Origin of the sequence: Polaromonas sp. (assembly GCF_041689105.1) — a bacterium.
Lineage (GTDB): Bacteria > Pseudomonadota > Gammaproteobacteria > Burkholderiales > Burkholderiaceae_C > Polaromonas.
In genome coordinates, this window is sequence record NZ_JBDNGU010000164.1 from 1 (window position 1) to 12,325 (window position 12,325).

At 63.5% G+C, this 12,325-nt stretch carries 16 protein-coding genes; 4 read left to right on the plus strand and 12 right to left on the minus strand.

Features of this window, described 5'->3' with window-relative positions; translation table 11 throughout:
* Both ACESMT_RS16920 and ACESMT_RS16925 read right to left on the minus strand, forming a co-directional pair.
* Positions 1–497, minus strand: a 497-nt coding sequence (locus ACESMT_RS16920) for a M48 family metalloprotease (protein WP_372827768.1), incomplete at its 3' end; no start/stop codon positions are given.
* Between the two features lie 28 nt (positions 498–525).
* Positions 526–1,122 carry a LemA family protein gene (locus tag ACESMT_RS16925; RefSeq protein ID WP_372827769.1) on the minus strand — a complete coding sequence of 199 codons (597 nt, stop codon included), beginning with the start codon at positions 1,120–1,122 and terminating at the stop codon, positions 526–528.
* Positions 1,123–1,615: 493 nt separating this feature from the next.
* On the opposite strand from ACESMT_RS16925, the gene ACESMT_RS16930 reads away from it, so the two are divergent.
* Both ACESMT_RS16930 and ACESMT_RS16935 read left to right on the plus strand, forming a co-directional pair.
* Positions 1,616–2,104 carry a cytochrome c gene (locus tag ACESMT_RS16930; protein ID WP_372827770.1) on the plus strand — a complete coding sequence of 163 codons (489 nt, stop codon included), beginning with the start codon at positions 1,616–1,618 and terminating at the stop codon, positions 2,102–2,104.
* Positions 2,101–2,799: a TVP38/TMEM64 family protein gene (locus ACESMT_RS16935; RefSeq protein ID WP_372827771.1), complete on the plus strand. Its 699-nt coding sequence runs from the start codon at positions 2,101–2,103 to the stop codon at positions 2,797–2,799. The genes ACESMT_RS16930 and ACESMT_RS16935 overlap by 4 nt, the downstream gene beginning before the upstream one ends.
* Positions 2,800–2,824: 25 nt before the next feature.
* Here the strand turns inward: ACESMT_RS16935 and ACESMT_RS16940 are convergent, their stop codons facing one another.
* From ACESMT_RS16940 to ACESMT_RS16955, 4 genes are all read right to left on the minus strand, one after another.
* A complete protein-coding gene (locus ACESMT_RS16940; RefSeq protein WP_372827772.1) occupies positions 2,825–3,817 on the minus strand; it encodes a YncE family protein in 993 nt (330 codons plus the stop codon).
* Positions 3,818–3,876: 59 nt separating this feature from the next.
* Positions 3,877–4,206 (minus strand): cytochrome c5 family protein, encoded by a 330-nt coding sequence (locus ACESMT_RS16945; protein ID WP_372827773.1) that lies wholly within the window; start codon positions 4,204–4,206, stop codon positions 3,877–3,879.
* A gap of 304 nt (positions 4,207–4,510) precedes the next feature.
* On the minus strand, positions 4,511–4,957 hold the full coding sequence (locus ACESMT_RS16950; RefSeq protein WP_372827774.1) for a hypothetical protein: 447 nt from the start codon (positions 4,955–4,957) through the stop codon (positions 4,511–4,513).
* A gap of 116 nt (positions 4,958–5,073) precedes the next feature.
* Complete coding sequence (locus ACESMT_RS16955; protein WP_372827775.1) at positions 5,074–5,955, minus strand: ChaN family lipoprotein; 882 nt, start codon at positions 5,953–5,955, stop codon at positions 5,074–5,076.
* A gap of 71 nt (positions 5,956–6,026) precedes the next feature.
* Between ACESMT_RS16955 and ACESMT_RS16960 the strand changes: the two genes are divergently transcribed.
* Positions 6,027–7,094, plus strand: coding sequence for an AbrB family transcriptional regulator (locus ACESMT_RS16960; protein ID WP_372827782.1), 1,068 nt, complete (start codon positions 6,027–6,029; stop codon positions 7,092–7,094).
* Between the two features lie 48 nt (positions 7,095–7,142).
* Here ACESMT_RS16960 and ACESMT_RS16965 read toward each other — a convergent pair whose 3' ends face one another.
* The 3 genes from ACESMT_RS16965 to ACESMT_RS16975 all read right to left on the minus strand — a co-directional run bounded on the left by ACESMT_RS16965 (position 7,143) and on the right by ACESMT_RS16975 (position 9,550).
* Positions 7,143–7,424, minus strand: a complete 282-nt coding sequence (locus tag ACESMT_RS16965) for a DUF3567 domain-containing protein (protein WP_372827776.1) — start codon at positions 7,422–7,424, stop codon at positions 7,143–7,145.
* A gap of 210 nt (positions 7,425–7,634) precedes the next feature.
* Complete coding sequence (locus ACESMT_RS16970) at positions 7,635–8,711, minus strand: DUF3108 domain-containing protein (RefSeq protein WP_372827777.1); 1,077 nt, start codon at positions 8,709–8,711, stop codon at positions 7,635–7,637.
* Positions 8,708–9,550 (minus strand): IclR family transcriptional regulator, encoded by an 843-nt coding sequence (locus ACESMT_RS16975; protein ID WP_372827783.1) that lies wholly within the window; start codon positions 9,548–9,550, stop codon positions 8,708–8,710. Before ACESMT_RS16975 ends, ACESMT_RS16970 begins: the two co-directional genes overlap by 4 nt.
* A 153-nt stretch (positions 9,551–9,703) precedes the next feature.
* Here ACESMT_RS16975 and ACESMT_RS16980 point away from each other — a divergent pair, with 153 nt between their 5' ends.
* Positions 9,704–10,720, plus strand: a complete 1,017-nt coding sequence (locus tag ACESMT_RS16980; protein WP_372827778.1) for a fumarylacetoacetate hydrolase family protein — start codon at positions 9,704–9,706, stop codon at positions 10,718–10,720.
* 30 nt (positions 10,721–10,750) lie between these two features.
* On the opposite strand, the gene ACESMT_RS16985 is transcribed toward ACESMT_RS16980, so the two are convergent.
* The 3 genes from ACESMT_RS16985 to ACESMT_RS16995 form a co-directional block, all read right to left on the minus strand.
* Positions 10,751–11,356 (minus strand): MarC family protein, encoded by a 606-nt coding sequence (locus ACESMT_RS16985; protein ID WP_372827779.1) that lies wholly within the window; start codon positions 11,354–11,356, stop codon positions 10,751–10,753.
* 208 nt (positions 11,357–11,564) lie between these two features.
* Positions 11,565–11,978 (minus strand): VOC family protein, encoded by a 414-nt coding sequence (locus tag ACESMT_RS16990; RefSeq protein WP_372827780.1) that lies wholly within the window; start codon positions 11,976–11,978, stop codon positions 11,565–11,567.
* A gap of 24 nt (positions 11,979–12,002) precedes the next feature.
* Positions 12,003–12,323, minus strand: a complete 321-nt coding sequence (locus ACESMT_RS16995) for a hypothetical protein (protein WP_372827781.1) — start codon at positions 12,321–12,323, stop codon at positions 12,003–12,005.
* Between the last annotated feature and the right edge of the window lie 2 nt (positions 12,324–12,325).

A 12,325-nucleotide genomic window follows, 5' to 3' on the forward strand; every position in this document is an offset into this window, starting at 1 on the left:
CGACTAAGCTGCTCAATCGCGCCCTGGGTAATTCCAATTACCGCGTCCCGTGGCGAGAATCCGGCCGCGAAGGCATTGATGCCTGGCTCGTTGGCCAGCAGATAGACCGGAGGCGCCGGGGTTCCCGACGCGATGGCCATTTCATCCACGACATTGAGCAGCTTGCGCTGGTTGGGTTCTTCCGTATTGCGGGGAATCAACTGCCCACCCAGCGACTCTGCAACAACCTTGCCACCCGCAGACAAGGCTATTATTTTGTACAGACTGCCGACCAGCACCACGACGCTGACGCCTGCGCCCACGGTGGCGACCATCTTCCAGTCCATTTGCGCGACAAAGGCCTGGCCTTCACGCATTTGCTGGGTGTTGACAACGCCAAACACCACCAGGACCAGCAAATTGGCCATGACAATCAATGCGATCACCGCGGCGCCGAACAAGACGATCAGCAAGGTCGTGTGCTTGTGCGCACGCTCCTGAGATTCGAAAAAATTCATTGATCGTCCACCAGACTAGGCGCGTGGGTCAAAACGACACTTTCGGCGCCACCTGAATCGCGACGCTGTCTGCGAACTCCAGCAGCGAGGCGTCCTGTGCATGGCCAAACATGGGCGCGAAAACGACCGGTGGAAAAGACTGCTTGTAGGTGTTGTAGGCCATCACCTGGTCATTGAACGCCTGGCGTGAAAACGCCACCTTGTTCTCCGTCGACGTGAGTTCCTCGCTCAGTTGCATCATGTTCTGGTTCGCCTTGAGGTCTGGATACGCCTCCATCACCATCTTGAAGTTCATCAGGGCGCCAGACAGCCTGCCTTCGGCGCCGATCAGCCCTTTCATGGCGGCAGCATCACCGGGTGCCGCCGCAGCGCTGGACAACATGCCAGACGCCTCGTTGCGCGCATTGACGACTGACTCCAGGGTTTCACGTTCATGTTTGATGTATCCCTTGGCGGTGTCGACCAGATTGGGGATCAGGTCATACCGGCGCTTGAGCTGTACTTCAATTTGGGCAAAGGCGTTCTTGTACCGGTTCCTCAGCATGACCAACTTGTTGAAAATCGCGACCAGCAGAAAGGCTGCCAGCGCGATGGCGACCAGAATGACTATCAGTGTGGTGCTCATGGATTGCCTTTTGATTGGGTTGTTTGAAACTTCAAGGAAATGACCTGATTGGCCCAGTAGGTGCCGCTCAGGTCAGCGCTTTGGACGGTGCGTGCCCGATGAGCCGCATTGCTGCACAAGATGTAACTGACGTCTGACTCGTTTTGGACCCGATCAACTTGATTTAGTTTCAGGATCTGCGGGTGCAGCCCAGCGCGGCAGATACCAGCGCTCGAACCTAAAAACTGCTGCCCCGATCTCGATGCCTGGCAAGCCGCTCGAAACGTCCTGTGGCGGGCCATCGAGCGGAAACCCAATAAGACAGGAAGCCGCGCACAAGCTGGCCGCTGACTCGTAGTCTGCCGAAGCCTGTCATGCTTGATTTGACGAAGATCAAGCTGTCACGATCGAATCGGCGGAAAGCTGGGGCACCCGCGACGCGGCGTATCGCACGATCGTGAAGGGATGCACCAGATCCATGGCAAACTGCGACGATGAAACGCTGGAGTCGTGCATGAAAACACCGGCCGTGGTGATCGCGCTTGCCGGTGTTGCGGTGGTTGCGACCTTGGCGGGGATCGCCTTCAACCCGTTTGCGCCCGGGACGACTGAACACGCCTTGCGTCCGGATGATCCCAAGTTTCTGGTAGCGGGCGGGCGCATCTACATGGCCCAGTGTGCGGCGTGTCATGGCGCCCGGCTGGAGGGCCAACCCGAGTGGCGCACGCGCAGCGCAGACGGCCTGCTGCCAGCGCCTCCGCACGACGCCAGCGGGCACACTTGGCATCACCCCGACGAGACGCTGTTTCGCATCACCAAGTTCGGCGTCGCGAGCATCGTCGGTGATACCAACTACAAGACCGCGATGCCAGTCTACGAGGCGACCCTCAGCGACGGGGACATCATTGCTGTGCTGTCGTGGATCAAGGCACAGTGGCCGGCGGCCATACGCGAGAAGCACGATCAGATGAACGCCGAGACGGCGAAGGCTTCACGCCCGTGAACGTTCGCACCGGACTTGTTGGCGGTGCCGTCGTTGTGGCATCGCTCGCAGCGGCCTACTTCGTCCTGCGTGAGACCGGCCTGCTCGCGACAATCATGAATCCAGAGGCACTGCACGCGCGCGTGCTGCAGTGGGGGCTCTGGGGCCCGCTCGCCATCATCGGGCTGATGACGCTGGCCATCCTGGTCAGCCCGATTCCAAGTGCGCCGATCGCACTGGCGGCAGGCGCGGCCTATGGTCATGGTTGGGGTGCACTTTATATCCTGCTGGGCGCGCAATCGGGTGCGATGGCCGCATTCGCGCTCGCCCGGATTGTGGGCGCCGCGACCGTACACCGCTGGTTCGGCGAGCGGCTGTCTGTGGGATTGATCGGTTCACAGAACACCTTGATGGGAATCGTGTTCGCCACCCGCCTGCTCCCCTTCCTGTCATTCGACATCGTCAGCTACTTTGCCGGACTCACCGTGTTGTCTTTCTGGCGCTTCTCGCTCGCCACGCTCGCAGGCATTGCGCCGGCGAGCTTTCTGCTTGCCCACTTGGGCAAGGAAATGGGAACCGGTGAGGCCGACCGCATCCTGTTCTCCGCTATTGCTCTGGGCGGTCTGACCCTGGTTCCGATCGGGGTCAAACTGTTTCGGGACTGGCGCAAGAGGCGCAACGACGACCAGGCTGGCCGGTCAGATCAAGGCCGCTGACACTGTTCGGGTCGAATGCGGAATTTCACGGCATCACCGCCATCTGGTGACCGACGCCCGCAGGCAATGCAATTGTGCCCGTCACGGCCAGCGTCTTCTGGTCGACGACCCAGACGATGGGGTTGCTGCTGCTCGTCACATAGACCTTGCCGGTGCCGCGGATCGTGTTCAGGTGATAGGGCGCGGGTGCCAGATCAATCGCGCGCTGCGTACCGTCACGCAGGTTCAGCGCCAGCAGCTTGTTGGCCGACCGGTCGGTGACGAACAGCGTCTGGCCGTCGTCGCCGATGTCCAGCCCGTGCAACTTGGTCCCCAACTTGTGGGTCTGCACGACTTTGCCGGTGTCCACCGCCACCACCGAGACCGTGCCGGCGCTCGCGTTCAGTGCGTACAGCGTCTTCTCGTCGCCGGACATGACCAGATGCTCAGGCGCCGGCCCACCTTCAAGCTGACGCGTGACCTTCCAGCTGGACAGATCAATTTGGCTGATCGTGCCATTGCCGCTGTTGGTCACGAACGCTTGCTTGCCATCGCGGGTCACCACGGTGGTGTTCGGCGCCGGGCCGGTCTTGATCGTGTGAACCACTTGATTGGTCTGGAGGTCGGCGACGCTGATGCCACCCCGGGTCGGGTGGGTCGAAATCACGTAGCGACCGTCTGGCGTGATCGTCTGGTGGTGGGTCCAACCGCTGACGGCGATTGTGCTCATGACATGGCCGTGCGCAGGATGTACCAGGTAGAGCTTGCTATTTGGCGCGCTCGGTGGGCTGCCAGCCGGCAAAGTCGTTTCCTGCAGACTGCCGGCGACCAGGTACTCACCATCCGGTGTGATCACCAAGCCATGCGCGTTAACGACACCCGTAAACCGCGCGGTGATGCGATGGGTCGCCGCGTCGACCGCGATCACCTGATTCCCCGCGCCAAGCGGGATGAATACGGTGGGTGCGGCCACAGCCAGTGTCGAGCCGAGAGTGAAGGCGACCGCGGCGGCCCACGAGAGAAAGCGAAAGTGAGTCATATTTATTTCCTTTGATGGTGTTGCGGATGTCGGTGGCGTGCGGTCTGTGTGCCGCCGGACTAGGGCTTGAACGTCGATCGCATGTAGTCCACCAGCGTGGCGAGGTCCCGCTCTGTGAGGCCAGGATTGCCGCCCTTCGGCGGCATGGCCATTGGCGAGCCAGGGCTCTGAAAGCCATTCAGCATGCGTCGAATCAGCATGCGATCAGGCTGTGTCAATGGCCCGCCCGCGCCGGTGATGTCGGGTACACCGGGCATCGATCCTTTGCCGTCGTCACCGTGGCACATGATGCAGCTGCCTTCGAATAGCGCCCTCCCTGTTGTGCTGACATCGGCTGCAAGGTGCGGCGGCCCGGCTGCGTGGGTGGTCGTGGGGTAGACAAACGACATTGCCAAAGCAGCGACAACGCTTCCGACGCGACTTCTGAAGATTCTCATCCCAGCCGACCGCCATTGTCGGGACCGACCCCGACGTGGGCAAGTGTGAATACGAGTGAAGAAATGAGTTTCATGTGAGATTCCTGGCGTGAAAATGCCGTTAAAAGGAGAGGCGGTTTCCCCTGGTCCGGAGCATGGGTGCGGGGGGTGTCATTGAGGCTGCGCGCTGCTTGAAAGTACAGGCCCGGCCGGATGGCGACGAAAGGCGCAGACAGCGGAGCGTGATACTCCGGCTCCGGCTCCGGCGTCGAAGAAACTAAAGTGTCAACCGCGCGAAGCGAACCCTGATGGGCACGCCCGGTTCAGGCGACTGCAATAGGTCCACCGGCCTGAGGGCCAATAAGGGAGACGCCGCGACGGCCCAGACAAGACCGACCAAAGGGGCCGGGCCAGGATCGGCCGAATCAACCCCGAGCTTGGTCTTGACAACAGATTGCGAGCCATCGTCGCAAACCTTCAGGCAAGGCGCCCTGGATGTGTCCGAATCAGCGCCCTGGCTGGCAATGACATAGGTATGAAACGCTGAAATCGCTGCCACTGCTTTTTCTGCGAAAGGGTGCGCGGTTGCAGATTCATGGCGATGGGTGCCGCGGGCCTCCAGCACGCAGGCATTGACAAGCCCGGAAGTAATGGCAAACAAGCACACCAGCAGCACCACGAATGCGGTGCTGCGCTTGGCACGGATGTTGGAGAAAAGCTTCATGGACGGCAAGAGGTACGAGAGACTTATCGTACGCAGTCCCGGCATGGAGGCCTTGATATTTGTCAAGCGCGAGCCAACAGGATCAGCCCACGCGCCGCTGTTTTGAGCGCTCTCTCTTATTGGGCGGCGGGTTTGCCAAGCATGTCTTCGCAGTAATCCCGGGCTGGCAATGCCGGGGTCGGCCACACCGCGTCAAAAGCCGCCTGGTCTTCGGCGTCCAGCCGCGTGTCAGGCCCGATCCGCGCGGGGCCGGGGCGCAGTTGCACAGCCTTGAGCGTCATGTCGGCGGGCAGGTGTTGTGGCACGCCGAGCACGCGATTCACATGGCCGCTGCCGGCCAGCAGCACCACGGTCTTGCCGGGCAAGGCGGCCTGTTCGATGGTGCGCGCCATGCTGATGTCGCGCGCCACCTGGATGCGTGTCATGGGCGAGATCCGGTCTTCCGGCAACAAGCCGCAGTGGCCGGTGCGGATCAACTGCTGCTGCGCCTTGAGCGCGGGGCCGGGTAGTTGGGCATCGAGCTGCGTGTCGGCCATGGCGGCGCGCATCTGCGCTGCCGGCAGGTTGGCGCCCAGCACCGGCACGCCGGCCTTGACGGCCACCATCACGGCCGGGCCGTAGGCCGTCCAGGGCCAGCTTTTGCTGTTCCAGCCCAACGCCTCCTGCACCTGCAACTGGGTGCTGTTGGATTTCAGAGCAGCCGTGCTGCGGCCCGCCTCAGCCATTTCCAGTGCGAGCGCGCCGAGCTTGCCGTCCACGGCAAGGCGCGCGATGACATGCTGGTGAATGTGCTGGTGGTCGGGCGCGTCGTGCTGCTCGCCGAGCAAAATCACATCGGCTGGCAACAACGCATCGGTGCGCACGGTGATGTCATTCGGCGCCTCCGGAAACAGCCGGGGTTCGGGAACGCGGGCGCAGGCAGACAGCAGTACCAGCAGGGCAATAAGCGCGCAGCACGGGGCGGCGCGGGAAGGGTTCAGGGGGTTCGTGCGGGTCATACTACGATCATCGTAAAGCCAAGCGGCTGGCTGTCCAGCTTTTCCCTTCCATTTACCTGCTTTCCCTGTTGATGCCCGTCAAGCCCTACCGCATTGCCCTGACCCTGCTGCTGGCGCTGTCCGCCGCCGGGCTGTGTATTTACCTGCGCACTCCCTTGCCCTGGATGATCGGCCCGTTACTGGCCACTGCCTGCGCCTCAGTGGCAGGCGCGCCGACCAGCAGCTGGCAACCGCTGGGCAACCTCGGGCAGTGGGTGATTGCGGTCGCGCTGGGTCTTTATTTCACGCCGCAGGTCACGGCTCTGGTGGCCAGCCTGTGGTGGGCGATTGTGCTGGCGATTGGCTGGGCGCTGCTGCTGGGGCTGGCGTTTGGCGCCTGGCTGCACCGCGTCAACGCGCAGCGCATGGCCGACGTGGCGCCGGCGGCCATGCGGGCCACCAGTTATTTCGCTGGCGCGATTGGCGGGGCGTCGGAGATGACCCTGCTGGCTGAGCGCGCCCACGCGCGCACCGACCTGGTCGCCGCATCGCATGGCCTGCGTCTGCTGCTGGTTACGGTCACCGTGCCATTTGCGATGCAGTTCAGCGGCCTGCAGGGCCTGGACCTGCAGCCGCCCCTGTTGCGGGCCGTTCAGTGGCCGGGTTTTGCGGGCCTTGCGCTGGTCACTGGCCTCGGTGCCTGGGTGATGCAGCGGCTGGGCCGCGCCAACCCATGGTTCATGGGCGCCTTGCTGGTGTCCATGGGTCTGACGATGGCGGGCGTGCAGCTGTCGGGCATCCCGCAGTGGCTGACGAATGCGGCGCAACTGCTGATTGCCGTCAGCCTGGGCGTGCGGTTCTCAAGGGCGTTTTTGCATGCGGCACCACGCTGGCTGGCATCGGTGGCGCTGGGTACGCTGGGCATGATTGTGTTGTGCAGCGGTTTTGCCTGGCTGCTGGCAAAGGCAACCGGCCTGCCCTGGGCCACGCTGATTTTGGGGACATCACCGGGCGGCATCGCCGAGATGGCGATCACCGCCAAGGTGTTGCAGCTGGGGGTGCCGGTGGTGACCGCGTTTCAGGTGTGCCGGCTGGTGGCGGTGCTGATACTGGTCGCGCCGCTGTACCGCTGGTTAAACAGGGATGATGTTCCGCGATGATGCCAGGGCGCCCTGACCGGCGCTGGCCGGTTTGCAGCGGCCGTTTGTTCAGTGCAGGGACACCGGGGTGTGCGCCAGTTCGGCATAACCCTCAAGCGTGTCTTCAATTTCTTCCTGCGTGGGCGTGGTTTTCTGCCAGACGTTCAGTCGCTGCTGGAACATCTCGGCCCAGGACCCATCGAGGTAGACCTCTTTGCCGGATCGTTTGTCGACGATTTCAAAGCCGTGGCGTGCCAGCTCGGGCACGGCCGGCGCGGGCGCTGATTCTTCCGGCGCGTTGGCGTGGATTTGCACCACCACAAAAGATTCGGAGTCGTAAAGCATGTGCATAGAGGTTGGGTCCTTATCCATCAGATAACAACGCGCGAGCCAAGTTCAAGGGCCACAGGGTAAATCCCCTAAATGCGTGAAAAAGCACGAAATCAGTCCCGCCAAGCTGTTGTCCGCCTTCAAGCAGGGCCCGCAGGCGCAGCGGCCCCTGTCGCCGTGCAAGGGGCAGGGAGCCGCCGCAGGCTCGCAGTGAGCGACCGTGGGGGCTCATTACTCAGCCACGCGCAGTTGTTGATCGACAAAATCGCCGTTTTGCTGGGTGATGCGGGTGCGCACAGGCAACCAGGCCAGTGAGGGCGCCAGCCAGACCTCGACCGTCTGGTCGTAGTCGCGCTGGGGCTTGCGCGTGAGCTTGACAGCGCGGGTTTCCCCGGCGGGCAACTGGAGGGTTTCTTCCGCTTCAACCACAAACGTCCAGGTATCGGCGCTGGTGGGGCCGGCTGTGTAAAGCGACACGCTGCTGCCAGGCGGGTATTTGGCCGGCTCCCCGGCCATCAGGCTGGCCAGCTGCACAAATACGCTGACACGGTCCTGTGCGCCGGCCTGCCACGGTGCGTCTGGGGTGTTGGCGCTGAAGCTGATCTTGCCCTTGTCGGGCTGAAAATGCGCCGCGCGTTCGCTGCGCGACTTGTCCAGAAAGCGGGTAGGCGCCAGCCCATCGCCGGTGATGCGGCCGCCGCTGGCCATGGAGCGGGACCCCAGCCCAAAGGCGCTGACTTCCATTCTGGCTTCATATGCCTCGCCGTCCTGGCGCCAGTCCAATTGCGCGTTGGCGTGGTAGTCCATGTTTTTCGAGCGGCCGGTCATCGCGTACCGCAGCCGCATGGAGCCTGGAATGATCAGCGCGCTGGCGGTGGCCACCGGCGCCTCCTGAACCGGCTCGGGAGCCGGCAGGCTGGCCTCGGGTGCAGGTGCAGGTGCAGGTGCAGTTGGCGGGGGTGCGATCTCGGTCGGCAGCAAGGGCGGTGACGCTATGGATTCAATAGCTGTTGACGCTTGTATGGCAAGGGTTGGCACCGTATTCTGTTGTGAGTTGGAGGCGGTGGCACGGGACGGCCGACGCGCCGCAGGTGGCGGTGGCGGCGCGGGAGCTGAAACACTGGCCGGCCTGATTTCGATGGTTCGCGTGATGAAGGGGCGCGGTTTGCTGCTTGGTTCGGCCTGCATGGCCCAGTGCGCCGGCGCAGCCTGCAAGGCCCAGACATGAGCCAGCAGCACCAGGGCCGTCAACACGAGCAAGAGGCGCAGCGGCGGCGCTGCGGCCTGCTGCGCCGGCAGGGTAGTCATACTGCGGGGTAGCCCAGGTCGCTGCTGAGCCGACGTGCCGCCTGCATCAGCGGTTTGGCCACCGCACCGTCCCAAGCCGGATCGAAGGTGGCGAGCGAGCCGAGCGCCACGATGCCCAGCGCGAGGTGGCCGTCCGCATCAAATACTGGGGCGCAAAAGCCGGCCACGCCAGGCAGCAGGGTGTCCACCACGCGGGCCAGACCCCGGCGCCGCACGGCGTCGAGCACGGCCGTGACCTCGCCCATGGTTTTGGGCACGTCCTTGCGCGCAAGTTTTTGCATGCGGGCCAGCTCGTCCTTGAGCAGGGGCGGCAAACGGTCGTGCAACTGGTGGCTGTTCTTGCTGCTTTTCCCGCTGGTGTCCTTGTGCCCGCCCGCAGGCTGGGCCATGAAGGCAGAAAAACACAGGCCGGTCGCGGAGGACAGCAAAGGCATCACGTCGCCCAGGCGCAGGTTGACGGTCACCGCCTGCGGCGACTCTTCCCAGTGCACGATAGTCGGCCCCTGGTTGCCCCAGACGGCAAGCGCCAGCGTCTGGCCGATCTGCTCCATCAGCGGCGCCATGCGCTGGCGCGCGAGTTTGACGCTGTCCAGCCGCGACAGCGAAGCCAGCCCCAGCTTGAGCGCTGCAGGGCCTAGGTCGTACCGCGTGGAGCCCGCGTCCTGGGTCACCAGTTCCAGGCGCTGGAAGCTGACCAGGTAGCGGTGTGCCTTGGCTGCGCTCATGCCGGCGGCAGAGGCGAGGTCACGCAGCATCAGCGGCCCGGGGGAGGCGCCCAGCACCTGCAGCAGGCTGAAGCCGACCTCCACCGACTGGATGCCGGCGCGCTGCGCGGACAGGGCCGGTGGCGCCGCGGCCAGTGAAGTTTTGCGCTCTTTCATGGAATTCGACTAAAATTTAAAATTACATTTAGGTAAACTAATTTCACTTATCGTAACTCCGACGACCCGCTGCGGCCAGCACCGCGCGACAAATCATCCACAAGGAAACTGATGAAACTCGCAACCTACAAAGACGGCTCACGGGATGGCCAGCTGGTGGTGGTCTCGCGCGACCTGGCGACGGCCCATTATGCGACGGGCATCGCCAGCAAATTGCAGCAGGTGCTCGACGACTGGGGCTTTCTGTCGCCGCAGCTGCAGGACCTGTACGACGCGCTGAACAACGGCAAGGCGCGCCACGCTTTCCCGTTTGAGGCGGTCCAGTGCATGGCCCCGCTGCCGCGCGCTTACCAGTGGGCCGACGGCTCGGCCTACCTCAACCACGTGGAGCTGGTGCGCAAGGCGCGCGACTCTGAGGTGCCAGGCAGCTTTTACAAAGACCCGCTGATGTACCAGGGCGGCAGCGACGACTTCATCGGGCCCTGCGATGACGTGGTGTGCCCCAGCGAGGACTATGGCATTGACTTTGAGGCCGAGGTGGCGGTGGTTACCGGCGATGTGCCCATGATGAGCACGCCAGAGCAGGCGCTCGAAGGCATTCGCCTGGTCATGCTGGCCAACGACGTGAGCCTGCGCAACCTGATCCCCAATGAGCTGGCCAAGGGCTTCGGCTTTTTCCAGAGCAAGCCAGCGACGGCTTTCAGCCCTGTGGCGGTCACGCTTGACGAGCTCGGCGATGCCTGGGACCAGGGTCGCGTCAACCTGACCATGCAAAGCACCTGGAACGGCCGCAAGGTTGGCATGTGTGATGCCGGGCCGGAGATGACGTTTCACTTCGGCCAGCTGATTGCCCACATCTGCAAGACGCGCAATGTGCGCGCCGGCTCCATCATCGGCTCGGGCACTGTGAGCAACAAGGGTGTCGAGACCCAGGGCCAGACCGACTGGCCCAAGGGCTACAGTTGCATCGCCGAAAAACGCGCGATCGAAACCATCCAGGACGGCAAGCCCTCCACAGAATTCATGAAGTTCGGCGACACCATCCGCATCGAGATGAAGGGGCGGGACGGCGAACTGGTGTTCGGCGCGATTGACCAGAAAATCGTCGCGGCCAAGCCGCTGAAATAGGCCGATGAACTGGCGAAGCGGCAGGCACGTTTAGCCCGCCAGCCGGGTCTGCACGACGAAGAGCTGGATGCCGCGCAGCAGCATCTCGACCGAGATGGCCACCAGGATCAGGCCCATCAGGCGCTCGAACGCCATCACCACGCGTTCACCCAGCACCCGCTGGATGCGCTCTGCCAGCACCAGCACCACGGCGCAAACCGCCATGGTGACGCACAAGGCCGCTACCCACTCCATGCGCCGCGCCGGCGCCTGCGATACCAGCAGCAGCACCGTGGCCAGGGCCGACGGCCCGGCCAGCGCGGGAATCGCCAGCGGCACAATCAGCGGTTCGCCCTGCAGCGGCTCTGCCGCAGGATGGTCGGCAGGAAAAATCATGCGCAGGGCGATCAGGAACAGGATCACCGCACCGGCGATCTGCAGCGACAGCTCGCTGAGGTTCATCACGCGCAGAAAGCTGTCGCCGACAAACATGAAGGCCAGCAGGAGCAGGAAGGCGATCAACACCTCGCGCAGGATCACCAACGCGCGGCGTTCGGGCGCCACATTGCGCAAGGCGTTGGCAAAAATCGGAATGTTGCCCAGCGGATCGGTGATCAGCAGCAACAAAATGGTGGCTGAGACAAAGGTGTAAGTCATGGCCCCCACAGTCGCGCACTGCGTGTCGCTTCCTGCCCCCCGAGGGGGCCGCTGCGCCTGCGGGCCGGCAAAGCCGGACCCGCGGCCCCTGCTTGTAAATAGATGAACCGCCCCGGTTGCCTGCTGCGTGTCGCTTCATGTGCCATGGAGGAGGCATCGCTCGTTGGTTGCGGCGCTTGCATGCGTCGGGTCTGCGAGCTCAGGTGTTTCATGACGCGTAGATGGCTGTCAGGTCACGAAGACCCTTGATCTCCAGCGGATTGCCAAAGGGGTCGCAAAAGAACATGGTCCACTGCTCGCCCGGCTGCCCCTCAAAACGCGGCTGCGGCGCGAACAGGAAGTCCGTGCCGGCGGCCTGCAGACGCTCGGCCATGGCTTGCCAATCGGCCAGGCCCAGGACCAGGCCAAAGTGCGGCATGGGCACCAGGGTATCGCCGACATGGCCGGTGCGCTCGGTCGTGAACGGCTGGCCCAAGTGCAGGGACAGTTGATGGCCCATGAAGTCAAAATCCACCCAGGTCTCCGTGCTGCGGCCTTCGGCGCAGCCCAGCACGTTGCCGTAGAAACGGCGGGCCTCGTTGAGATCGGTGACGTTGAAGGCGAAATGAAACAGGCTGCGCATCCGGCCAAGGATAGCAGCCCGAGCTCAGACGGTTGAGGGGTTGGCCGCCATGGTGTCGAACTTCCTGAAGTACTGGCGGGCCAGCGCGACCAGCTGCCCGTCACTCGGATGGTCGGCAGCCACCGAGTCCACCACCGCGTCGGCCACGGCCGGCAGGTGGCCGCTGCACCAGTCGCGGAACTGGTTGCGCACCAGGCCTGGGCCAGTGAGCAGCACTTCATGGCTGCCTTTCAGGGCCCGGGCGACGTCGGCAAAAAAGGCGGCGCTGTCGTCGGCCTTGCCCTGGTGTTTGTGGTGCGTGCGCGACTTGATGCGCTGGGCTTGCATGTGTTCGCGGTCAAACATCA